The 25,024-nt window shown below is 42.8% G+C and carries 21 protein-coding genes; 18 read left to right on the top strand and 3 right to left on the bottom strand.

The window, feature by feature from the left end; all coding sequences use genetic code 11:
• Positions 1-52: 52 nt before the first annotated feature.
• A complete protein-coding gene (locus WKT01_RS12930; RefSeq protein WP_059066276.1) occupies positions 53-580 on the bottom strand; it encodes a spore maturation protein in 528 nt (175 codons plus the stop codon).
• 130 nt (positions 581-710) lie between these two features.
• On the opposite strand from WKT01_RS12930, the gene WKT01_RS12925 reads away from it, so the two are divergent.
• The 9 genes from WKT01_RS12925 (at position 711) to WKT01_RS12885 (ending at position 11,764) form a co-directional block, all read left to right on the top strand.
• Positions 711-2,498 carry a DUF885 domain-containing protein gene (locus WKT01_RS12925; protein WP_117975161.1) on the top strand — a complete coding sequence of 596 codons (1,788 nt, stop codon included), beginning with the start codon at positions 711-713 and terminating at the stop codon, positions 2,496-2,498.
• Between the two features lie 3 nt (positions 2,499-2,501).
• A complete protein-coding gene (locus WKT01_RS12920) occupies positions 2,502-3,128 on the top strand; it encodes a nucleoside recognition protein (protein WP_059066278.1) in 627 nt (208 codons plus the stop codon).
• Positions 3,125-3,427 carry a Uma2 family endonuclease gene (locus WKT01_RS12915; protein ID WP_082667416.1) on the top strand — a complete coding sequence of 101 codons (303 nt, stop codon included), beginning with the start codon at positions 3,125-3,127 and terminating at the stop codon, positions 3,425-3,427. Before WKT01_RS12920 ends, WKT01_RS12915 begins: the two co-directional genes overlap by 4 nt.
• 161 nt (positions 3,428-3,588) lie before the next feature.
• Positions 3,589-4,950: a Wadjet anti-phage system protein JetA family protein gene (locus WKT01_RS12910; RefSeq protein WP_059066280.1), complete on the top strand. Its 1,362-nt coding sequence runs from the start codon at positions 3,589-3,591 to the stop codon at positions 4,948-4,950.
• 10 nt (positions 4,951-4,960) lie between these two features.
• Positions 4,961-5,605, top strand: a complete 645-nt coding sequence (locus tag WKT01_RS12905; RefSeq protein ID WP_340312642.1) for a DUF4194 domain-containing protein — start codon at positions 4,961-4,963, stop codon at positions 5,603-5,605.
• Entirely contained in the window at positions 5,556-8,927 is a 3,372-nt protein-coding gene (locus WKT01_RS12900; protein WP_340312641.1) for an ATP-binding protein, read from the top strand. Before WKT01_RS12905 ends, WKT01_RS12900 begins: the two co-directional genes overlap by 50 nt.
• Complete coding sequence (locus WKT01_RS12895; protein WP_340312640.1) at positions 8,911-10,248, top strand: Wadjet anti-phage system protein JetD domain-containing protein; 1,338 nt, start codon at positions 8,911-8,913, stop codon at positions 10,246-10,248. Before WKT01_RS12900 ends, WKT01_RS12895 begins: the two co-directional genes overlap by 17 nt.
• Positions 10,245-10,814, top strand: a complete 570-nt coding sequence (gene yfcE / locus WKT01_RS12890; protein ID WP_340312637.1) for a phosphodiesterase — start codon at positions 10,245-10,247, stop codon at positions 10,812-10,814. The genes WKT01_RS12895 and yfcE overlap by 4 nt, the downstream gene beginning before the upstream one ends.
• Entirely contained in the window at positions 10,790-11,764 is a 975-nt protein-coding gene (locus WKT01_RS12885) for an NYN domain-containing protein (RefSeq protein ID WP_340312635.1), read from the top strand. Before yfcE ends, WKT01_RS12885 begins: the two co-directional genes overlap by 25 nt.
• Before the next feature lie 34 nt (positions 11,765-11,798).
• On the opposite strand, the gene WKT01_RS12880 is transcribed toward WKT01_RS12885, so the two are convergent.
• Positions 11,799-12,623: a DeoR/GlpR family DNA-binding transcription regulator gene (locus WKT01_RS12880; RefSeq protein WP_340312633.1), complete on the bottom strand. Its 825-nt coding sequence runs from the start codon at positions 12,621-12,623 to the stop codon at positions 11,799-11,801.
• A 320-nt stretch (positions 12,624-12,943) separates the two neighbouring features.
• Between WKT01_RS12880 and WKT01_RS12875 the strand changes: the two genes are divergently transcribed.
• From WKT01_RS12875 to WKT01_RS12835, 9 genes are all read left to right on the top strand, one after another.
• Positions 12,944-14,110, top strand: coding sequence for a trans-sulfuration enzyme family protein (locus tag WKT01_RS12875; protein WP_340312631.1), 1,167 nt, complete (start codon positions 12,944-12,946; stop codon positions 14,108-14,110).
• Positions 14,111-14,158: 48 nt separating this feature from the next.
• Positions 14,159-15,592, top strand: coding sequence for a Na+/H+ antiporter NhaC family protein (locus WKT01_RS12870; protein WP_340312629.1), 1,434 nt, complete (start codon positions 14,159-14,161; stop codon positions 15,590-15,592).
• A gap of 28 nt (positions 15,593-15,620) precedes the next feature.
• Entirely contained in the window at positions 15,621-16,607 is a 987-nt protein-coding gene (locus WKT01_RS12865; protein ID WP_340312627.1) for a D-isomer specific 2-hydroxyacid dehydrogenase family protein, read from the top strand.
• A 160-nt stretch (positions 16,608-16,767) separates the two neighbouring features.
• Positions 16,768-17,673, top strand: a complete 906-nt coding sequence (nadA, locus tag WKT01_RS12860) for a quinolinate synthase NadA (protein ID WP_340312625.1) — start codon at positions 16,768-16,770, stop codon at positions 17,671-17,673.
• A gap of 17 nt (positions 17,674-17,690) precedes the next feature.
• On the top strand, positions 17,691-18,878 hold the full coding sequence (locus tag WKT01_RS12855; RefSeq protein WP_340312623.1) for an L-aspartate oxidase: 1,188 nt from the start codon (positions 17,691-17,693) through the stop codon (positions 18,876-18,878).
• Positions 18,879-18,881: 3 nt separating this feature from the next.
• The gene (gene nadC, locus WKT01_RS12850) at positions 18,882-19,733 is read left to right on the top strand and encodes a carboxylating nicotinate-nucleotide diphosphorylase (protein ID WP_340312621.1); all 852 of its coding nucleotides are present in this window, start codon (positions 18,882-18,884) and stop codon (positions 19,731-19,733) included.
• Positions 19,734-19,762: 29 nt separating this feature from the next.
• A complete protein-coding gene (locus WKT01_RS12845; RefSeq protein ID WP_340312620.1) occupies positions 19,763-20,281 on the top strand; it encodes a transcription repressor NadR in 519 nt (172 codons plus the stop codon).
• Between the two features lie 224 nt (positions 20,282-20,505).
• Complete coding sequence (locus WKT01_RS12840; RefSeq protein WP_340312619.1) at positions 20,506-21,669, top strand: class I SAM-dependent methyltransferase; 1,164 nt, start codon at positions 20,506-20,508, stop codon at positions 21,667-21,669.
• On the top strand, positions 21,666-24,104 hold the full coding sequence (locus tag WKT01_RS12835) for a C39 family peptidase (protein ID WP_340312618.1): 2,439 nt from the start codon (positions 21,666-21,668) through the stop codon (positions 24,102-24,104). The genes WKT01_RS12840 and WKT01_RS12835 overlap by 4 nt, the downstream gene beginning before the upstream one ends.
• Positions 24,105-24,191: 87 nt before the next feature.
• On the opposite strand, the gene WKT01_RS12830 is transcribed toward WKT01_RS12835, so the two are convergent.
• Entirely contained in the window at positions 24,192-24,692 is a 501-nt protein-coding gene (locus WKT01_RS12830; protein WP_340312617.1) for a QueT transporter family protein, read from the bottom strand.
• Positions 24,693-25,024 lie beyond the last annotated feature (332 nt).

Genomic DNA, 25,024 nt, shown 5'->3' with positions numbered 1-25,024 from the left:
CGGATCGTATCAGGCGGAGAAAATCTTTTGGTACAGGGCAAGGAATATAGAATCATAACATCATATCGGCAAGTATCACACTGGCAGCCAGACCGGCAAATGTGGCGATCATGGCGCCGGTAAGGGTATAACGGGATTTCTTAATACGTGCTGTCATAAAGTAGACACTCATAGTATAGAAAATGGTTTCTGTACAGCACATAGAAATGGAAGCGATCAAGCCTAAGCGTGAGTCTGTGCCATACTCTTTAAAACTGTCCAAAAGAAGTCCGGTAGCGGCAGAAGAAGAAAACATTTTCACAATGGTAAGTGGAACAAGTTCGCCTGGAAATCCGATAGAAGAAGTAAATTCTCCAAGTAAACGTCCAAGAAAATCCAGAAAGCCGGAAGCACGTAAAATGCCCACAGCCGCCATAAGGCCGATCAATGTCGGCATGAGTCGAATGACAGTGAGAAATCCATTTTTTGCTCCTTTAATAAAACAGTCATAAACATGGACTTTCATAAGAACGCCATATACTACAACAGACAGAACAAGGAAGGGAACAATAAAATCAGCAATATAAAGAAAAAGCTGCATATCAGATCCTCCTACTAGTTTGTGCGCTTTTTTTATTTATATGTCTGTGGAAAAAGTACGATTCCTGCTATTTAAGAATATCGTCTGAAAAGATTTCATAAGATATTACAAACAGATCAGGGGATTTTCTATGTCATTTCTATTTTCCCGGAATATAAAATCCGAAACAAACAGAATACGTTTTGATAAAAAGAGAGCAGGAGCATTAGCACTTGCTTTTCTTTTCCTATTTTCGCTTACAGCAGTCGGGTGTCATGTAAATACGCCACAGGACGAGAACAGTGCATTTCGCAGATACACAAAAATGGTATTTGCTCAGGAGGCGGCTTCTAACACGGTTAACCTTCATTATACGCTAAAAAATCCTGAGAATTATGGAATTGAAAATGCGCCGGTCACATTTGGAAATTTTCTTACGGATGAAACAGCTATGCACGTATCGATAGAAAATATGAAGGAATCTTTGTCTGCATTTTCTTATGAGGATCTTTCTGTGCAAAACCAATTGACATATGATGTAATGCGTGCATATTTCGAAATACTAGAAGCGGATGCCGATTACCTGTTATATGAAGAACCATTGGGACTAGTCAGTGGAATTCATACGCAGCTCCCGGTACTATTGTCAGAGTATCAGTTTTATGAAGAAAAGGATGTGGCGCTGTATCTGGAATTAATGCAGACGACCCCGGAATATTTTGACAGTCTGATCGCCTTTGAGAAGAAAAAATCAGAAAGGGGACTATTTATGGCAGATTATGCAGCAGATACGGTCATAGAACAATGTAATGCTTTCGTAGATATGGGAGATGGAAACTATTTGATTTCTACCTTTGTGAATAGAATACAGGAATTAGATGAGTTGACAGAGAAAGAAAAAAGTGACTATATACAAAAAAATGCCTTAATTTTAAAAAGCTATGTATATCCGGCTTATCATAAACTGGTGTCGGAAATACAGAAGCTAAAGGGAACAGGAAAAAATGAGAAAGGGCTGTGTTATCTTCCGGAGGGAAAAGCGTATTATGCACAGATCGTAAAAGAGTATACAGGTTCTGACAGAGATATTTCCGAACTGGAGGATATGACGCGCAGGCAGATCATAGCGGATCTGGAAGCTATGGAAACGGTTCTGGGGATCACGGCAGAGGAAGTACAGGAAACACTTTCCATGACAGAGACAGATCCGGAGGTGATCTTAAGTGATCTGAAAGGAAAGATCACAACTGCTTTTCCGGCAGAGCCAAAGACAGAACTGCAGGTAAAATATGTTCCTGAAGCGATGGAGAAACATTTAAGTCCGGCCTTTTATATGATACCGGCTATAGATGATATAAGTGAAAATGTCATTTATGTAAATCAGGCACATATGAACAATAGTCTGACATTGTTTACGACACTGGCGCATGAAGGGTATCCGGGACATTTATATCAAACGGTGTATTACGCCGGAACGGATCCGGATCCTGTAAGAAATATTTTTCATTTTGGCGGGTATATAGAAGGATGGGCGACCTATGCGGAAATGTGCAGCTATTATCTTGCCCCGCTGTCTAAGGAGCAGGCAGTGCTGCTGCAAAAAAACAGTTCTATTATTTTAGGCTTGTATGCTCTTGCGGATATGGGGATCCACTATGATGGATGGGATCGGATGGATACAGTGGCATTTTTCAAAAATTATGGGATAAAAGACACGGAAACGATAGAAGAGATTTATGAGCTGATTATCGGTTCACCCGGAAATTATTTGAAATATTATATTGGATATGTGGAATTTCTGGAGTTGAAACAAGAGTGGGCAAAGGAAAAGGGAGAAGATTTTTCCCAAAAAGAATTTCATGAAGCGGTTCTCTCGGTCGGACCTGCGCCGTTTGCGATCGTGGAAGAATATATGTGGAAAGATCTGAAAGGAGAGTAGAGGATGCTGAATTATCTGTGGGCAGGTATGATCCTTGTCGGAATCATCTTTGGTGCTTTTAACGGAAAAATGCCGGATATTACAAATGCCGCGCTGGATTCTTCAAAAGAAGCGGTTACGCTATGTATCACGATGATCGGAGTCATGTCTTTTTGGACCGGGATCATGGAGATTGCCTCGGAGGCAGGAGTCATAACAATGGCTGCAAGAAAAATGCGCCCTTTGATACGATTTTTATTTCCGAATATTCCGCAGGGACATAAGGCGAATGAACATATCACAACGAATTTTATCGCGAATTTTCTAGGACTTGGCTGGGCAGCCACGCCTGCCGGTCTAAAAGCGATGGAAGAACTGGAAAAGCTGGAGGAGGAAAGAAGGAGAAAGAAAGCGCCGGGACAAATGCGCAGTAAAGGGATCGCAAGCAACGAGATGTGTTCTTTTCTGATCTTGAATATTTCTTCTCTGCAGCTGGTTTCGGTCAATGTGATCGCATACCGCAGCCAATACGGAAGCGTCAACCCTGCGGCGATCGTAGGGGCGGGGATCATAGCGACGGCGGTAAGTACAGGAGCGGCGGTCATTTTCTGCAAGATCATGGATAGAAAAAGAAATGTTGACAGAAGATAGGAGAGGGGATATACTGGCAGATCGTAAGGCGGAATATAAAAGGCGCGCCGGATTTTGTCCTGGAGGTGATCTCTCCGGGAACAAGCAAAAGAGACTATGTATTCAAGCTCCAGAAATATGCGAATGCGGGGGTCAGAGAATACTGGATCGTAGCCCCTTACCAGAAGCGGGTACTGGTATATTTCTTTGAGAGCGAGACGGAACCTGCGATCTATCCGATCGATGCGGACATCCCCGTACATATTATGGAGGGCAAGCTGACGATCAGGATGGCATATGCGGCTAAATGGCTGGAATAAGAACGGCAAAATAAAAATATACAGCAGAAACAGCAGAGAAGAAACAGAGGAAAGTCTAATGAGGCGGATCCTCTGTTTTCTTTTCTTTCTTAATATATGTCAGATATGGTATAATGAAAAAGCAGTATACAGATAGATGATATAAAGTCAGAGGTACATATATGCAGATGCGATTTGATATACCGGATTCATTCTGGAGCTTGTTTCGATCGGTAAATCGAGAAATTTATATAGAATCATTATTATATATTAATGAGGAATATCAGTACAGTAATTATTTTCTTACAAAAGAGATCTGTGTACAGATATTGGGAGATATGAACGCCAAAAAACGGATCCGGCTTATGCGGGAAGAAGATGAGACGGAGATCGATCTTTTGGAAACAACGGCTTCCAGAATTTTAAGATGGCTTTTGAAAAGCGGATGGCTGAAAAAGATCGAGGATTACAATACAATGACAACCAATATTGTCATACCGGATTATGCGGCTGTATTTATTGAGGCGTTTGAACGTCTGACTTCAGAGGAGATGGAAGAGACAGAAGTGTATATCCAAAATGTATATGCAACACTTTTTTCCTTTCAGAATAATCCCAGAGTGAATCTGAACATGCTCCGTACAGCACTTATAAATACAAGGAAATTAAATAAGGCGCTGCAGGATATGCTTCACAATATGGACAAGTTTTTTGAAAGATTATTAAATAAAGAGACGTATGGGGAACTATTAAAGGAACATTTAAATGGATATGTGGAGGAAATCGTAAAAAAGAAATATCATATATTAAAGACTTCAGATAATTTTTATATCTACAAGATGGATATTAAAAAATGTCTGCGGGAAATGCGTGATAATGAAGAATGGGTGGAACGTATCCGCAAGAAAGCACAAAATACCGGAGATACAAAGGAAGACGTGCTGGAACTTCTTGATCTGATCGAGCGGGGGTTTGATGATATTGAGCACCGTATCTCGAACATGGATAAAGAACACTCCAAGTATGTAAGAGCGACGGTGACGAGGCTGAATTATTTGTTAAGCGGCGAGACAGATACCAAAGGGCTTGTGGTCAAATTGTTAAATCAGTTGGCACAGACAGAGGAGAAGGAAGAAGTTCTCAGCGTGATTTCAGAGAGAATGAATCTGTCCCATCTGGAAATCCTGTCAGAGAAATCCTTGTATAAGCGGCGGAAAAGCAGGGTTAGTTTTATTAGTCAGATGGCGGCAGAGGAGGAAACCGAAGATCTGTCCCGCGACGCCGTTTTGAAGCTCAACAGGATACAGACAAGATACAGTGTGTCAGAGATAGAAGATTTTATACAAAGACATATGCAGGACGGTATCATGGACGCAGGACAACTGGGCGAGATGGATGAGGAAGCGTTTGAAAAACTGATCCTTGCCTATGACTATAGTACAAAAAGGCACAGTAAATATCAGACCCTGGAGGAGGAGCCCGCCATGATAGAGAATGGAAAGTACCGTTATCCGGATCTGAAATTTATACCGCGGGGAAGATAAGGAGGAGTTCATGATCACATATTATGAAGAACTGGACGAAGAAGAACAGGATCGTTTAAAAAACGTGATACAGACATTGTACCGGCAGACTTTTCTTTTGGAAAGAAAATTTGACAAAAGAACCGGGAGGATGGCTGTGTCAGGAGAATATAGGACAGCTGGCAGGCATTTTGCATTTTTAAAAGAATATTTTGCGGTTGCCGGTATTACTTTGCAGGAAAATGTGCATATGGGGCTGCTCTATATACAGGGAGAGACGGTATGGGGGGAGAAACTTCCCCGATTGGCGACCATTTATCTTCTGGTATTAAAACTCCTCTATGATGAACAGATGGCAGCAGTCTCATCCAGCAGTTCGGTCTGTGTCACCATGGGTATGCTCAATGGGAAGGCAGGAGAATTTCACGTATTGCCGGCGCTTCCATCACCAACTGAGATGCGAAGAACAATCGCGCTGCTGAAAAAATATCAGATCATAGAACCTATGGATGTGTTGGAAGAATTGAATGAAAATACACGTTTTATAATCTACCCAAGCATCCATGCGGTACTGCTGGGAGACGACGTCAGAGAATTGCTGAGTACATTTAGTGAGGAGGAATACAGTGGAGAAGAAGCAGTCGTTCAAAGCACTTTCGAAGATATGCCTGAATAACTGGCATTATATAGACCGGAAAATACTTTCGTTTCACAAAGAAATTAATTTCTTTACAGGACATTCGGGCAGTGGAAAGTCTACGGTGATCGATGCCATGCAGATCGTTCTATATGCCAATACAGACGGGAGAGGTTTTTTCAATAAAGCGGCAGCGGATGATTCCGACCGTTCTTTGATCGAATATCTTAGAGGAATGGTAAATATTGGGGAGAATAATGAATCCCAGTATCTTAGAAACAAGAATTTTTCCAGTACGATCGTATTAGAATTTACGGAGATAGGGACAGGCAAGAAGCAATGTGTCGGTGTTGTATTTGATGTGGAGACGGCAACCAATGAGATTGGACGCCTCTTCTTCTGGCACCAAGGAGGATTGCTGGAGAATCATTACCGTGCGGATAAGAGGTGTCTGACGACGTCAGAAATACGTGAATATCTGCAGCGAAATTTTACTTCTGAAGAGTTTTATTGCGGGCCCAGTAATGAAAGGTTTAGAAGACAGCTTTACAATATTTATCTGGGCGGGCTGGATATGGAGAAATTTCCGCGGCTGTTCCGTCGTGCGATCCCATTTAAGATGAATATCAAACTGGAAGATTTTGTGAAAGAATATATCTGTATGGAACAGGATATTCATATAGAAGACTTGCAGGAAAGTGTCATGCAGTATGGAAGAATGCGCGGCAAGATTGAAGAAACTATAGAGGAAGTCCGCTGTTTGAAGGAGATTTCCCAGGAATATGACACATATGCAAAGAGTAGAGAAGAAGCAAAAGAGTGCTCTTATGCGATCGATAAATTGGAAATACTGCAGATGAAGGCGAAACTGCAGGAATTTACAGACAGAGAAAAAGAAATTGCGTCTGCACTGCAAGGACAGAAAGCAGACGCCAAAAAGCTGGAAGAAGAACGAAAGATTTTACAGGAAGAATATGAGAACATTCTTTTACAGATTGCCAAGAGTGGATATACAGCTCTTGAAGCAGAATTGAAGAATGTTAATGAAACTTTGGAACGGCTGGAGAGCAGCAGGGCAAAATGGCAGAAGACAGCAGCGCAGCTGAAGGAATGGATGGAAGTCGAAGCGGCTCCAAATCAGACATTGTGGGATATTGAGCGTTTTGTGAACCAGAAGATCACAGAAGGAGAGTTAAGACGTTTAAAGGAAAACCTGGCAGAGATACGGGAAGAGCTGGAGGAAGAAAGACGAGATACAGACAGCAGGCTCAGAGCGGTCAAGAAGGAAGAAAAAGCAGCGAGAGAGGAATTAAAAGAACTCAAACAAGGGAAAAAGGCATATCCTTCAGAAGTGGAAGAAGCCAGATTCGAGCTGCGTACCCGTCTTAGCCGGCAATATGGAAAAACCGTGCAGGTGCAGATACTTGCAGACCTTCTGGATATACGGGATGAGAGATGGCACAATGCAGTGGAAGGATATCTGGGAAATAATAAACTGCTTCTAGTTGTAGAACCAAAGTATGCAAAAGCAGCGCTCGAGATCTACCGGGATATGGATAAGAAAAAATTCTGCCGTGCCGCAGTTCTGGATACAGAAAAGGTGATGGAGGGGCAGTTTCTTGCCAAAGAAGGTTCACTGGCACAGGAAGTAGTGACAAAAGAAGAGTATGTGCGGGCTTATATACATTTCTTCCTGGGGAATGTGATGAAGTGTGAGAATGTAGAGCAACTGAGAAGATATAAGATCGGGATCACGGCGGACTGTGTGTTGTATCATAGTTTCCGTCTGCAGCATATCAACCCGGAAAATTATACAAGACGTGCCTATATCGGCGAAACAAGCATGCGCATGCGTGTCCGACAGCTGGAAGAGAAATGCCAGAACTTGCAGGCAGAAAGACTTCCTATGCAGGAGACGTTAGAAGAAATCAAGAGGGTACTTAATCTAGAATCTCTTACGCGTCCTTCTGAAGAATATATGGAATGGGCAAGTGATATGGAAGCAATAGCAGCGAAAGAGAAGAAAAAACGATCTCTGCGGGAACAGATGGATATACTCAGAGCGGAGTCCCTTTCTCTTTGGGAGGAGAAAAAGCAGATTCTGCTAAAAGAACAGGAAGAAAATACGAAAGCGGCAGAGATGCTTAAGAAAGCTATATGGAACAATGAAGCGGCAGAGAAGCAGATAAAGGAAAAATACCTGGAAGTAAGCGAAAAATTGACATGGAAAGAAAAAGATTTCTGTTATGATGAAAAACAGGAAGAAAAATTTCTGGTATTTCTAAATAGTCACCGCTCCGGAAATTATGAATATTTAAAAGGTGAACGTTTGCGAGAGAAAAGTATGATCGAGCAAAAGAAAGAAAAAAATTATCAAACCTTGATAGATACACGAACGCATTACATTCAAAAATATCCAAATCGTACAATGTCGACGACAATAGAGAGCAATGCGCCTTATGAGAAACTGCTGCAGTCTCTTACGTGTGAAGATTTGGAAATGTACAGAGCGGCAGCCAAAGAACAGGCGTCATTTGCGGTGGAACATTTTAAAGAGGATTTCATCTATAAAATACGAAGCGCGATACGGGAAGCATACCAGCAGAAAGACGAGCTGAACCGGATCATCAGCAGACTGGATTTTGGAAAGGATAAATATCAGTTCGTGATTACGAAAAATAAAGGGCCGGATGGGAAGTATTACAAAATGTTTATGGACGAATCGCTTGATATTAAACCTTCCCAGCTAAGTGACCATTTGGAAGATCAGATGGATCTTTTTACAATGGAACATGAGGAAGAATATGGCGATATGATGAATGAACTGATCCAGATTTTTCTCCCCCCTGACAATGCGACGCGGGAGGAGCTGGAAGAGGCAAAGAGAAATATGGAGAAATATGCGGATTACCGTACCTATCTTTCCTTTGATATGCAGCAGATCGTGCATGGAGAGAAAGAAATGCGGATCGGCTTAAGCCGTATGATCAAGAAGAATTCCGGGGGTGAAGGGCAGAATCCGCTGTATATCGCTCTGCTCGCAAGCTTTGCACAGATCTATAAGATCAATCTGCCGGCAAAATTAAAAAGACCGTCCACGATTCGACTGGTCGTACTTGACGAAGCATTTTCTAAGATGGATGCGGAGAAGGTAGCAAGCTGTATTTCTCTGATTCGTGGGCTGGGCTTTCAGGCTATTATCAGTGCAACCAATGATAAAATACAGAACTACATAGAAAACGTGGATAAGACTTTTGTATATGCGAATCCCAATAAACGGCGTATCTCTATTCAAGAATTTGAAAGACAGGAGTTCGACCAACTATCAGATGGAGAGCAGACAGATGAAGAAAGACAATGAGAGAACATATATAGATGAGAAAATTTTGGACTCTGCTCTCTGGGAGGACAGGGAATGTCTGTATCTTCTTGAAAAAATGATCGGACAGGTGGAAAATAGCACCAGTCAGTGGAAACAGGGGAGTATAGGGAGGAAAAGTCTGGATAATAAGATGGGGCAGCTCTGCGACAGGGAGCATCTGCGGTCAGATGTATTGTCAGCGGCAGAAAAAATGGAAAGCGCAGGCATTTTTACGATCAAGTGGAGCAAAGGGTACAAAGGGTTTGAGTTTGCCGCCCTTACGTATCAGCTGGAAGATATGCCGCTGTTTTATGAAGTCTACAGAAAATATGTGGATGAGGATTTTCAGCCACGCTGGTATTGGACACAGAAGTATCAGTTCCTTTTGCGTCAGGAACTGGATGTGTGTAAAACACACTGGATCCGAGCTTATTATACAGAGTTGTTTACCACTTCGATGAAAAAAGGACGGCAAAAGGAAAAGACGGGGGAAAAATTAGGCAGAAAGTGGCGGGAGGAATATGCTGCTTTGCAGGAGAGATGCCCGCTTTTTCGAGGATTAGATGTGCAGAAAGAACCAGTGTTTAAACGTCTTTTCAGTAAAAAATATCTAGGTTCTTCTAAAAAGTTTGAGAATACTTATCAATCCTATGTGATCGCACAGGCGAGAAGATTTTGTGCAGATGTAGATGAAGAGATGGATGACACAGCGGTGTTGTCCCAGATTTTTATCGAGGAATATGCGCAGGAACTTTCCATAAAAGGACCGCTGGAAGTGGAAATGAAAACGAAACAGGGAGAATTACGGCGTGTCAGTACAAAGAATTGGATATATGGGGCGACTTTTAACAGCGAAATGTTAAAGCGTACACAGATTCTTTCAAAACAGCCTGATCTGAAACGGATCATTACGATAGAAAACAAAGCGAATTTTGTATCGGTTCCATACAGAAAGGATACGCTTTATATATTCAGTCACGGATATTTTGCACCGAAAGAAAAAGAATTTCTTAAAAAACTATATAGCGTATTAGAAAATGAAAAAGTGACATATTTGCACAGCGGAGATTTAGACTACGGCGGCATAAAAATCTTTCAGAATATAAAAGAAAAGGTGTTTCCGCAATTGCGGCCTGTATATATGGACACAGAAGTATTTGAAAAATACCAGGAATATGCAGAACCACTGGAGAAGCAGAAACTGGAAAAGATACGCAAACTAAAAGAGCCGCTGCTGCAGCCGCTCATTGAAAAAATAGCGGCGACGGGGCTGGGAATCGAGCAGGAGAGCTTTTTGCTGAAAGGAGAATATGATTTATGAAACTTATGATAGCGTCAGATATTCATGGCTCAGCATACTATTGTGGAGAGATGCTGGGGGCATATAAACGGGAGGGGGCAGACAGGCTTCTGCTTTTGGGAGACATTTTGTATCATGGTCCCCGCAATGATCTTCCGGAAAGATATGCGCCAAAGGAAGTGATCGCCATGCTGAATCCTCTGCGCCGGGAAATTATGTGTGTGCGTGGCAACTGTGATACAGAGGTGGATCAGATGGTACTGGAATTTCCGATCATGGCGGAGTATGCATTTTTAGAATTGGGCGGTACGACTATTTTTGCCACCCATGGGCATGTATTTAATCCGCATAAGCCGCCTATGTTAAAGCAAGGAGACATCTTGCTGAACGGACATACCCATGTGCCGGCCTGCGAAGAGATATATGGGGAAGAGGGGGAGACGTTCTGGTATATGAATCCGGGGTCTGTTTCTATTCCGAAAGAAAATTCAGCACACAGCTATATGGTATATGAGAATGGGGAATTTATATGGAAAACTTTAGAGGGAGAGGAATATAAAGCATGGAAGATCGATATGCACTGTTGATCGATTCGGACAATGTGTCGGCAAAATATATCAAACCGATCTTGGACGAGTTGTCAAAATACGGGAATGTAACTTATAAAAGGATTTACGGAGACTGGACAAAGACGAATAATGCCGGGTGGAAAGGTGAGCTTTTGCAGAATTCTATCACGCCGATCCAGCAATTCAGCTATACTTATGGGAAAAATGCCACAGATTCGGCGATGATCATCGATGCTATGGATATGCTGTATACGAGTGAATTGGAAGGCTTTTGCCTGGTTTCCAGTGACAGTGATTTTACAAAACTGGCCAGCCGTCTAAGAGAGAGCGGCAAGACAGTGATTGGTATGGGGGAAGTGAAAACGCCGCAGCCATTTCGTAAAGCATGTGATATTTTTACAGAGCTGGAGCTTCTATTGGAAGATAATACATTAGAGAAAGAAGAACGCGCAAACAGTCATGCGCCGTCGGGGAAAGACAGTGACAAAGCAAACCGGGATATGGCAGTTTCTAAAAATCAGATCGAGGAAGCTGTAGTGAAGATCATCACAGAGAATCAAAATGATAATAAAGAAACGGGTTTGGGCGAAGTGGGAAGCCGGCTCGTTAAACTATATCCGGATTTTGATGTGCGTCGGTATGGATATAGCCTGCTTTCTAAATTTCTGGAGACTTTTCCAAAACTGAAATTGATCCAGGACGGTACAAAAGTTTCAGTGACATTGTATGAAGACAGAAGCAAAAAAGAGATGCTGGAAGAGTATATTTTGCAGCTGCTGCGGGATGCGGGACGCCAGGGGGTGTCGCTGGGAACGCTGGGAAACAAGATCAGAAACCGGTTTGGAGATTTCAAAGTCCGGGATTATGGATATTCACAGTTTAAGCAGTATATTGAAAGCTTTCCGGATGTGAAGATAGAAGAAAACGGAGAAAAAAATACAGCAGTGTACAGCGGAAAGACAAAATAAGAAATAGAGAGCGCAACAGCCAGCCTTTCCGGTTTTATACTTCCGGAAGGGCTGGCTGTGTGTCTGCGATAATGACTTCGACGCCGGTTTGCCGTATTTTCTCTAGTTCACAAGAGTCACACTCTGCATCTGTGATCAGACAGGAAACATCCGATAAGTTCCCAAAGAAAAAACTATGTTGGATCCCTACTTTCCTGTGATCTGCCACAACAATCACAGGGCCGCTGCAGTGGCGGATCATCGCCTGGTTGACGGCAGGATCCTGTACAGCCATAGAAGTAAGACCACCTTTTGCACTGATGCCGCTTACTCCAAGAATACATTTTGTTGCGGATATTTTTTCTATTGCCTCGACAGCGAGAGTGCCTGTCGTATACATTTTGGCATTTCCCATTTTTGTATTTCCGATCACTTCACCCCCGATCAGTACAAGTTCTGTGCTTGAATCTCTGTCTGTGAATAAACTCCTTCCATTGTTTGTAATAATTGTAACGGATTTATTTTTAATGTATGGGATGATCCTAAGAACGGTAGAACTGCTGTTAAAAAAGACAGTATCCCCGTCTTCAAGTAAAGTAGCCGCATATTGAGCGATTTTGTCTTTTTCTTCCGTGCAGGCAGAGGTACCTTTTTCGTCGTCGAATTTCGGATGACTTCTTTTTATATCCAACATACATATATTATTTTTACATCGTATCGCTTCTCCATAATTAGCCAGAAGGTGTATATCTCTGCGTATCGTTGTATCCGATACGCCAAACATATCCGCAAGTTCTGTTATTTTTATGCAATTATTTTTACGCAGATAATTAATGATCTTATTCTGACGTGAAATGATTTCGCTTTTGCTTGTTTTCATGATAGCGTCCCTTCTATATGCAAAAATCATAATTATTTATAAATATGCTAATACAAAACAGAGGTTTTGTAAATAAAATATATGCAATAAATGTGTAAAAAGAAGAAAAGTGTCGGAATAAACAAAATTATAAATGGAAAAATATACAAAATAAACAATATTTGCATAAAACAATAATTATATAAAAATATTTGACGTATATGACAAATTAAATGAAAAAATTATATTGAAAATGCGAATATTATTTTCATAAAAACAAATATATAATATTTCATATCAAAAAATTCACCGGCAAAACCGGCGGGAAACAGGAGGGGAAAATGGGAACAAGTGAAGAATTAATGCCCAAAATTGACAGAACACATATTTTTGAAAAAAACAAAGAATATGAAGATATGGACTTTGCGACCCGTGCAATTGATGTGGGAAATTATACAGACCGTTCAGCGGTACCGATCTACGCATCGGTTACATCAGGTACGACTTACCAGAGAAATGGAGATCCCAGCAGGGATGCACTGTGCGCAAATATTGCTTCCTTGGAAGGGGCGGCCTATACATTGGCGACAGCGAGCGGAGTGTCTGCAGTGACGCTGCCGATCTTAGCGCTTCTTAATCATGGAGAACGCATTATCTGTCATAAGGATCTGTATCTTTGGACATATTTCTTTGTAAGAGAAGATTTGCCAAGACTGCTTAACGCAGATGTCGTCATGGTAGATATGACCAAGGAAGAAGAACTGGAAAAAGAATTGAAAAAAGGCGGCACAAAATTGATCCTGACAGAAACAGTTACCAATCCTATGCTGGAAGTGATCGATCTGAAAAGGTGCAGTGAATTGGCTCATCAATATGGCGCCAAGCATATCAATGACAATACCTTTGCTTCACCCTATCTGTGCAGGTCGCTGGAATTAGGCTGCGATGTGGTCTGTGAAAGCGCTACGAAATATATAAACGGGCACGGAGACGCATTGGGCGGCGCCATCAGTACAAATGAACATGAAATCTATTATAAACTCCAGAGAATGATGGGAGAGTTAGGGCCTTGTCTGAGTCCTTTTGGTTCCTTTTTGATCATGCGGGGCATACAGACTTTGCCTATGCGTATGGAGAGACATTGTGACAATGCGGAAAAAATGGCGGCGTATTTGGCGACAAAGCCGTTTGTAAAAAATCTGATCTATCCGGGGCTTGCAGAACATCCGCAGCATGAACTGGCGAAAAAGCAGCTGAAAAGATTCGGCGGTATGTTGTGTTTCCAATTGGATGTAGATCATGAGACACTGCATGAGAAATTTATCCCGGAACTAAAATTGTTTAAACATTGGGTAAGTTTAGGGGAAGCTCATTCCCTGATCAGTCCGAAAGACGCAGATGCCGAAAAAGGGATTCCGGCAGACCTGATCCGTGTTTCTGTCGGTTTGGAAGATGTTTCAGATTTGATCGACGATCTGGAGAATGGCTTTAAAAAGATAGGCTTATAAATGATTTATAAAGAAAGCAAAAGAAAAATTTAAAGGAGAGAGATGATTATGGGAAATGAAAAGACAACAAACAGGAAAACGCCGTCATGGCAGTACTCGATCATAGCCTTTACAGTGATCGTACTTTTTATAGCATTGGGTTTTGCTATCTTTAAAATTGATTTTGCGATTTTATTGTTTACATCATGGTTGATTGCAGGCCTTTTTGCGATGCCTTTGGGATTTAAATTCCGGGAAATAGAAGATTTTGCTTATGAATCTGCCAAGAAATGTATTCCCTCTTCAGCTATCATTCTGGCTGTAGGAATTATGATCGCGGCATTTATGGCAGCAGGGACGATTCCTTCTATCTTGGTTGGAGGTATGGAGATCATTACACCCAAATTTTTTCTGCCTTTTACCTTTTTATTCTGTTGTGTGATTTCTGTCGCTACAGGTACTTCCTGGGGAACTGCAGGGACAGTCGGGGTGGCGATGATCGGTATAGGGACAGCCTTAGGGATCAATCCGGCTTTTACATCAGGAGCGATCATATCAGGCGCATATTTTGGAGATAAAATGTCTCCACTTTCTGACACAACGATTCTGGCATCTACATTGACAGAGACAGATATTTTCGTACATATTAAAGCAATGCTATGGACTACGATCCCGGGGGCTCTTCTTTGTGTGATCGTGTATGCGGTCATGGGAATCACAACAGCAGGAGACACATATGACAGAGCTGCGGCAGATGCATTTGTAGAAGCTTTACAGGGACTGTATCATATTAATTTCCTGCCGGTTATCCCGTTGATCGTTGTTATTGTCATGATCTTGATGCGGAAATCTACGGTAGTTTCTTTGTTGGTCGGTTCTTTGATCGCGGCAGTGATCGCTGTTGCATATCAGGGCGTATCTATTACGGAACTGGGAACTTTCCTGACCAGCGGTTTCGTAGCAAATACAGAGGATACAATGGTTACCTCTATCTTAAACCGTGGTGGTTTGACAAGTATGCTGAAACTTTTGTCTATCTTCATCAGTGCATTGGGGCTGGGCGGAATTTTGACAGGTACGGGTATTTTGCAGCCGATCTTTGATATGCTGGTAAGAAAGATCAAGACAGGAAAGGGAGTTCTTGTATCCGCTTATGTTACTACATGGCTTGGTATTACTCTAGTGCCTACGTATAATTTCCCATTTGTTATGGATGCGACATTATTTAATCCTTTATTAAAACGCTATAATCTGAAATCAGAAAACCTGTCCAGAATCATGGAGGATGTAGGAACTCTGGGAGGAACATTGATGCCGTGGAGCACAGGACCGGTATTTGTGGCTGGCGTCTTAGGCGTATCCGCCGCTTCTATGTGCAAATACAATTTCCTTGCGATGTTTGTACCGGTGATTTCATTGATTTATATTTTGACCGGATTTGGGCTCAAGAAGATCGATCCTTCCCGCGATTTTTCCGCAATTGAAGGAGATGCAGAAGAATAAAAAATAAAGTACCGCAAAAGGAGCAGACATGAAGATTTTTATATACGCTATGCGTGAATTTGATGAACTGGATGTAGCAGAGAGATTAAAGCAAGAATATGGAATAGACTTTGGATGGAGCGCAGAGTATCCTACGATGGAGAATGTAGATCTGGCACAAGGATATGACGCAGTCAGCACGACGCCTTGCGAAATAGGGGCAAAACTGTTAGAAAAGTTTCATGACCTGGGCGTGAAGTACATCACTACACGTTCTATAGGATATGATCATATTGATCTGAAGAAAGCAGAAGAGTTGAATATGCGCGTCAGTAATACAAAATATGATCCGGACGGAGTGTCGAATTATACAGTCATGCTGATCTTGATGTGTCTGCGGAATATGTCGTATATTTTGAAATGTGCCGAGGTGCAGGATTATACGCTCAGAAAAAAGATCGGTAAAGATTTGTCCTGCTGTACGGTGGGCGTGATCGGAACCGGGCAGATCGGCGCGAATGTAATACGGAATCTTTCAGGATTTGGATGCAGGATCCTGGCATATGATCTATATGAAAAGGAAGGGCTGCCCTGTGAATATGTGACACTGGAGGAACTCTACGAGAAATCGGATGTGATCACGATACATACGCCGGCAACGCCGGAGAGTTATCATATGATCAATCCGGAGACGATATCCCGTATGAAAAAAGGCGTGGTGCTTATCAACTGCGCACGCGGAAGTATGATCGACACAGAAGCGCTGATCGACGGCCTTGAGTCTGGGCAGATCGGCGGCGCGGCCCTGGATGTGCTGGAAAAGGAAGACGGTTTGTATTATTACAACCGGATGGGGGATGTGATCGAAAACAGGACGATGGCGATCCTCCGTTCTTTCCCGAATGTGATCCTTTCTCCGCATACGGCATTTTATACAGAGCGGGATGTGGAGAATATGATGCGGTATAATTTTGACAGCCTGTATCGTTTTGAAAATGGATTGGACAATCCGCTGGAAGTAAAGCCTACAGTCTAAAATATGCATATAAATATAAAACCTCAAACCAGAATGAACTTTTGAAAGTGAAGTGGTTTGAGGTTTTTTCGTAAATGTAAAGCTGTCAACTTATGTGTCTTGTCACATGTAAAAACATGTGATATAATGATGTGAATTTACTGGGAGGAAGAGTATAGTTATGTCAATAGTAGATGAAATACATCAATTAAAGAAAGAAAAGAAAGCCGTGATCCTGGCTCATTATTATGTGCCGGGGGAGGTACAGGAAATCGCCGATTACATAGGAGATTCTTTTTATTTAAGCAAGGTGGCCGTATCCCTGCAGGCAGATACGATCGTATTTTGCGGAGTTTCTTTTATGGGAGAAAGCGCCAAGATCCTCAATCCGGAGAAAACAGTGTTGATGCCGGACAGACAGGCGGATTGCGCTATGGCGCATATGGCGGCGAAAGAAACGATCCAGAAAGTAAGAGAAGAGTATGATGACCTGGCAGTTGTCTGCTATATCAATTCTACGGCAGAACTGAAGCGATATTCGGATGTGTGCGTGACATCGGCAAATGCGGTGAAGATTGTGAAAGCACTTCCGAATAAGCATATTTTTTTCATACCGGACAGAAATCTGGCACACCATGTAGCTAAACAGGTACCGGAAAAGCATTTCATTTATAATGAAGGGTATTGTCCGATTCATGAGGAGGTACAGGAAAAAGAAGTGCGGCAGTTAAAAGAACTTCATCCGCAGGCACAGATTCTGACACATCCGGAGTGTTCGGAGAAGATCTGCCGTATGTCAGACTATATAGGGAGTACTTCCGGGATCATTGCGTACGCAGGGAAAAGTCCGCAGAAGGAATTTATCATCTGTACAGAAGAGGGCGTAAGGTACATGCTGGAAAAAGAAAATCCGGAAAAGACCTTTTACTTTACCGATACGGTCCCGGTCTGCAGAGATATGAAGAGGATTACTTTAGAAAAGATCAAACATGTGCTTAAAACCGGCGAAAATGAAGTACAGATGACAAAAGCCGAGGCGGAAGCGTATGAAAAACCGTTGAAGCGTATGCTGGAACTGGCAAAATAGATATGGGGGATGGGCATATGAAAATACAGGCGGATGTGGTGATCGTAGGGACCGGAGTGGCCGGACTTTTCAGCGCGCTGAATCTGCCTTTGGACAAGCAGATCATCATGCTGACAAAAGCAGATGTACAAAGCAGTGATTCTTTCCTGGCACAGGGAGGGATCTGTGTACTGCGGGATGAGAACGACTACGCAGGGTACTTTGAAGACACGATGAAAGCCGGACATTATGAAAACAGAAAAGAATCGGTGGATATTATGATCCGAAGTTCCAGAGAGATCATAGAAGATCTGGCTGCCTGTGGAGTTGAATTTGAGAAAGAAAACGGCGAATATATATATACAAGAGAAGGGGCTCATTCCAGACCCCGTATACTTTTCCACAAGGATATTACCGGAAAAGAAATCACGAGCAAGCTGCTTAAGCAAGTGCAGGAACGGGATAATATACAGATATTGGAGTATACGACAATGACAGACATTGTAGAGGAAGGGGGAATATGCAGGGGTGTGTATGCTGTCAGTAAAGCGGCAGGAGAAATGGAAATACAGGCAGAGCATACGATCCTGGCAAGCGGCGGTATTGGAGGATTATACGAACATTCAACGAATTTTCCTCATCTGACAGGAGATGCGCTCACTGTTGCGAAAAGGCATGGGATACGTCTGGAACATCTGGATTATGTACAGATCCATCCGACGACATTATATTCGAAGAAACCGGGAAGACGTTTCTTGATCTCGGAGTCTGTCCGAGGAGAAGGGGCAGTGCTGTATAACAAGGCCAAAAAACGGTTCGTAGATGAACTGCTTCCGAGAGATGTGGTAACAAAGGCTATCCGGGAACAAATGGAAAAGGATGGAACAGAGTATGTATGGCTTTCTATGGAAAAAATGGACAAAACAGAGATCTTGAAGCATTTTCCGAATATATATAAACATTGTTTGGAAGAAGGATATGACGTGACTAAAGAGTGTATTCCGGTCGTACCGGCGCAGCACTATTTTATGGGAGGTATCTGGGTGGACTCGTACAGCCGGACCTCCATGGAACGGTTATTCGCTGTAGGAGAGACAAGCTGCAACGGTGTGCATGGAGCCAACAGGCTGGCGAGCAATTCCTTATTGGAAAGTCTTGTTTTCGCAAAACGTGCCGCAAGGAAGATTACGGCGGCATATGGACAGAAAGAAAAGGAGAGAAAGTAAAAGATGAATCACATAACTATGACGCTCCAGGCGGAGCATTTGATCTTAGAAGCATTGAAAGAAGATATATCCAGTGAGGATGTGAGTACCAATGCGGTAATGAAAGAGGCAGTAAAAGGAGAAGTAGAATTGATCTGTAAGCAGGACGGTATTATAGCCGGGCTGGATGTATTCAAGAAGGTGTTTGAACTGTTGGATGCGGATACAGAAGTGGAATTTTACTGCCAGGATGGGGACGAAGTGAAAAACGGACAGTTGATGGGAAAAGTCAGGGGAGACATTCGGGTACTGTTATCCGGCGAGCGGGTAGCTCTTAATTTCCTGCAGAGGATGAGTGGGATCGCTACCTACACACATTCTGTGGCGGAATTACTGAAAGGAAGCAAAACGAAGCTTTTAGATACGAGAAAGACAACGCCGAATATGCGGATTTTCGAGAAGTATGCGGTGCGTGTAGGCGGCGGATATAACCATAGATATAACTTATCAGACGGCGTCTTACTCAAGGACAATCATATCGGAGCCGCGGGAAGTGTGACAAAAGCGGTAAAGATGGCAAAAGAGTATGCTCCATTTGTAAGAAAAATAGAAGTAGAAGTGGAAGATCTGGATATGGTGCGTGAAGCGGTGGAGGCAGGTGCAGATATTATCATGCTGGATAATATGACGACAGAGGATATGGCAGAAGCTATACAGATCATAGAGGGAAGAGCACAGACGGAGTGTTCCGGAAATGTGACAAAAGAAAATATCAGCCGGCTTACAAGTCTGGGGGTAGATTACATTTCCAGCGGGGCGTTGACACACTCCGCACCGATCTTGGATATTTCCCTGAAACATCTGCATGCAGTATAGAGTGAGAAGAGAAGGAGAAGAAAAAAAGGATGACTGGGCAGGAAAGACGAAATGCAATCGTAAGGCAGATCAAACAAAGTGATGTTCCTGTATCCGGGAAAAAACTGGCGGAGGACTATCATGTAAGCCGCCAGGTCATTGTACAGGATATAGCTTTGATCCGGGCAGCAGGACATGACATTCTTTCGACAAACAGAGGATATATTTTACAAGAGCCGTATCATGTGAGCCGTGTCTTCAAAGTGAAGCATACAGACGAACAGCTGGAGGAAGAACTGATCTCGATCGTAGATCTGGGAGGAAGCATCAAAAATGTTATGGTAAACCACAGAGTGTACGGACATATGGAGGCAGAACTCAACATCACATCCCGCAGAAAGATCATGCGGTTTCTGGATGATATAAAGAGCGGGAAATCCAGTCCTTTGAAAAATATCACATCAGATTATCATTATCATACGGTGGAGGCGGACAGTGAAGAGACACTGGATATGATAGAAGAGATGCTGGCGCAGAAAGGGTACTTGATCGAACCGGTTGGGATGTAGGAAGGGATATATGCAAAATCGGCTGATTGGGAAAAACTTTAAAATCAAAGATCGTTTATAGAAATAAGTGCAAGGGGAATGTCTCTTTGCGCTTATTTTTATAATAGGAAGGTGTTTTGTCCTATTAACAAGATTTTTTGTTGAAGTGGCTTTACAGGTTGCGGGAATCGGCGGATTGTTTTACAATGTATAATTGAAAAAAGCGCTGAAAAGAGGTGCCGGATATGGATGAATTAAAAAAGATATTAGAAACATCTCTGGATATAAATTTTGTACGTGCGGTCATAAGTAATCCGCGGGTAAAAGGGGAAATACTAAAAGTAAAGGTACGTCCGATAGAAAAGAAAGGCAGTCTGTATTTTCAGTTTGAGGCGTATACGAAGACGCAGGTGTTTCATGAGAATGTACCTGCTCTAAAGGCGGCAGAGAGGATCCTTTCCTATATGCATATGTTCAGACAGATGCAGATGACGGCAGGCGGGAAGGAATATACTGTGCTGGTGAGCAAAAAAGGGAAAATGACTGTGACGGAAAAGAGGAATAAAGACAATTTGCCAAAGGTAGATCTTTCCCATAACAGGAGTAAAAAATATATATTAGAAGAAGGCAAAGCGGTTCCCTTTTTGGTAGATCTGGGTGTCATGACTAAAGAAGGGAAGGTCGTACACGCAAAATTTGATAAATTTCGTCAGATAAATCGCTTTTTAGAATTTATAGAAGATATTCTTCCGCAGCTGGATAAGGATAAAGAACTAACGATCCTGGATTTCGGATGCGGCAAATCCTACCTGACTTTTGCGATATACTATTATCTGCATGAATTAAAGGGATATGACATAAAGATCATAGGACTGGATCTTAAGCAGGAGGTGATCGCACATTGCAGCAGGCTGGCGGTAAAATACGGCTATGAAAAGCTGTCTTTTTTGAGGGGGGATATCGCGGAATATACGGGAGTGGATCGTGTCGATATGGTCGTAACGCTTCATGCATGTGACACGGCAACCGATCATGCTCTTGCGAAAGCAATCGGATGGAATGCAAAAGTGATCCTCTCGGTTCCCTGCTGTCAGCACGAGCTGAACAGACAGATAGGGAATGAAGACCTCAGCCCGATCCTGGATTATGGACTCTTAAAAGAACGTATGGCGGCGCTTGTGACAGATGGACTGCGGGCGAAATATCTGGAGAGAGAGGGGTACGAATCACAGATACTGGAATTTATCGATATGGAGCATACACCAAAAAATATATTGATACGTGCAGTAAAGAAGGCTTCCGGCTGCGATCGTAAAAAGGCGGCGGAGGAAATCAGAAGGTGTGAGGAACTGCTCTGTGTACATCCTGTTTTGGGCACACTTCTGGACGAAAAAAGGAGAAATAAATGAGAAAAAAACTGGTAAAAGCAGGAGTACTGCTGGGAGTATTTCTGGCGGCGCTTGTGATCAGCAGTCTGATCATAAACAGGGGGACGGAAGATTCCACCGTAGATATGGGAGATCCTACGCTGCCGCGAGTGTATTTTTACGTGGAAGGATATAAGGTCAATACACTTTCCGGTTACGTGGAGGAGATGGATATCACCGCAATGCGTGATACGATCACCCCGTTGGATGATAAAGGTTCTTTAACACTGGGGATAGAAAAGGGAAAAGAGGAAATCACGCAGGTCAAGTACGAAGTATACTCCTTGGATGGAGAAGAAGTATATACGACCGGCAAGGTGGGAGACTTTTCAGCAGAGGAGACAGCGATCCAGTTGGATAGTTCCCTGGAGGAGGACGTACAGGAAGCGGTCCTGCGTATGATATTAGTGACGGAAGAAAGAGAGATCTATTATTATACCAGGATCGAACGACCGGATGAACTATCTGTAAAAGAGTGTCTGCAGTTTGCACAGGATTTTCACGACAAGACCTTTGATGAGACGAAGGCAGAAGAGCTGAGTGTTTATCTGGAACCCGACGAGACAAGTGATAATACGACCTATCAGACAGTAAATATTCATTCGGATATCCGTCATATTTCGTGGGGGAAATTACAGCCTGAAATTACCGGAGAGATAGAATGGAGCATTAAGGAAAGTAATACGGTGTATACATCTGTCCTTGCTAAATATCAGGTGGCCTGTAAGGGAGAGAGCAGTGAAGTTGAGACGTATAATATCAAAGAGTTTTTCAGGGTACGCTTAAGTGAAGGGGAAATGTATCTGCTGGACTATAATCGAAGTATGAACCAGGTATTTGATGGAACGGCGAAAGTATTGGACAAAGATGGGATACTGCTTGGAATCGCACCGCAGGATATTGCCTATGAGACGAACAAAGAGGATACGATCCTTGCTTTTGTCCAGGAACGAGATCTTTGGCTGTATAACAAAGAAGAAGATACGTTTACCCAGATATTTAGTTTTGCCAATAAAGAGGGATACGACGTGCGCAGCAGGAATGATCAGCATGCGGTACGTATCATCAGTATGGAAGAAAACGGCAGTATGATATTTGCCGTATATGGCTATATGAATCAGGGGGGACATGAAGGAGAAGTAGGCGTTGCTGTTTATGACTATGACAGCAAGAAAAATGCGGCAGAAGAAAAGGCGTTTATCCCAAGTACCAAATCATTTGCGATCGCGGAAGATGAATTTGGAAAAATGGTATACTACAATAATGAACAGGAAGTATTGTACGTATTGGCAGGAGGAGCATTGTATCAGATCGATCTGGACAAAGATAAGCAGACTGTGCTGGCAGAGAAGCTGGAAGAAGGGCAGTATACGGTATCGGCAGACGGTCATTTGCTTGCATACCAGACAAATGGTTCTTTGAACAGCGCTGCGCAGATCAAAGTATTGGATCTGTCTGCGGGAGATTCCTATACGATAGAAGCGAAAAAGGGGGAGGCTGTCCGCCCGTTAGGATTTGTGGCAGATGATTTTATCTATGGCAAGCTTCATCCAGAGGATTCTGGAGAATCTGTGTCCGGCGATGAGATAGCGCCTATGTACGAGTTGGAAATTCGCGATACAGAAAATAAAGCAGTCAAAAATTATGCGGCTGAAGATACATTTATTTCGGATATTATCGTGGAAGACAATCTTGTGACGATCAACCGGGTTGTAAAAAGCGGAGACGTCTATCACGCGTCGAGTCCGGATTATATTACGAATAATGAAGAAAGAAACGACAACGGGGTCGTTCTGGAAACAGTTGCGACAGACTTAAAAGAGACACAGATGCGGTTTACTTTTGAGAAAGAACTGAAAAGTCAGGCGCCGAAGATCCTCCGTGCAAATCAGGTGTTAAAAGAACGCCCGATTACAGTCAGCCTAAGTGATAAGAGCAGGCAAAAGAAATATTATGTATACGGAGTGGGAGAACTGGCAGCAGTATATGACAAGGCCGGATATGCGATACAGAAGGCAGAACAAGTCTCTGGCGTGGTGATCTCTTCAGATCAGTCCTATGTGTGGGAAAAAGGAAACAGGGATTTAGTCTATTATACAGAGGCAGGTACATTTAAGAAAGAAGAAGGTGAAGGCTCCCTAGACGCATGTGAGAGATATATGGAGCAGTATGCGCCGGATGCTGAGAAAATGGACTTGACCGGCTGTACATTAAGCCAGGTGCTGTATGTGATCAATAAAGGATGTCCGGTGATCGCGCTGACAGATTCCAGCCATGCGATCCTTTTGACGGGGTATTCCACAACAGATGTGACGTATGTAGACCCGGATACAGGAGAAGAAAACACCGTGAGTGTCAATGATATGGAAGATATGATCAGCGGCAGCGGCAATACATTTATCGGGTATGTGAAATAAAAAACTTTCGCTGCAGAGAATGGTTATTACTGGAAAAGCCGACCATTCTCTGTATACGAAAGTTTTTTGTTGTCTAATTGCTAAATTTTAAAAATTGTTTCTGAACAAAGTGTGTTTGTATTTAGCCAGTGCGTAATACAGGATCATTCCCAGTATACCGCAGGAAACGATTTCTCCGATTCCCACAGTCAGCATCATAAACGGAATGGGGAGGGGAATCTGATATCCGTATTTCAGCACGAAAGGGACGATGAGAATATTGGCGATGATCGGGGGGATCGGAGCAAAGAACTTGTTCAGATCCCGGATCTTCCAGGTGAAAAACGCGCCGAGCAAAGTCGCCAGACTGCCGAAAATAATGTCCGGGACGATACATCCGCCAAGAATATTACTGAGCAGACAGCCGATAAACAGACCCGGAATCGCCGCAGGGGTAAATATCGGAAGAATCGTCAGCGCCTCCGACAGACGAACCTGAATTTCACCATAGCTAAATGGCGCGAACAGAAGTGTGATAACTACGTAGATGGCAGCGATCATTGCTGCCTGTGCCATAAACAGCACGGGGATGTTTTTTGATACTTTCATTTTGTTGTTCTCCTTTAGTTTTGTTTTACGTGTGGAAGGTCTCGAACACACGATTCATTTAACGCCGGAAATCGGCGGAAAGCCCGATAGACCTTATTTTTTACAGGCTTTACAACATTGGATAGTATAACACGCAGAGAACTGGAATTCAAGCCGTACCCACAATGAAATGAAAATAAAAAGTATTCTATCTTGTGGAGGATAGGGGACTTGTTATTACTTTGGATTATGTAATGCTGTAAAATGCCGCTTCACCAGTGATGATGTGGAGCGGCAATCTATTATTTAGATATCTATTGCACTGAAATCAATTCAGATCATCATCACTCTGT

Origin of the sequence: Mediterraneibacter sp. ICN-202921 (assembly GCF_037890075.1) — a bacterium.
Classification (GTDB): Bacteria; Bacillota; Clostridia; order Lachnospirales; family Lachnospiraceae; genus Mediterraneibacter; species Mediterraneibacter massiliensis.
The sequence above is the reverse complement of the archived record's forward strand: the minus strand, read 5'-3'. Positions and strand labels throughout refer to the sequence as shown.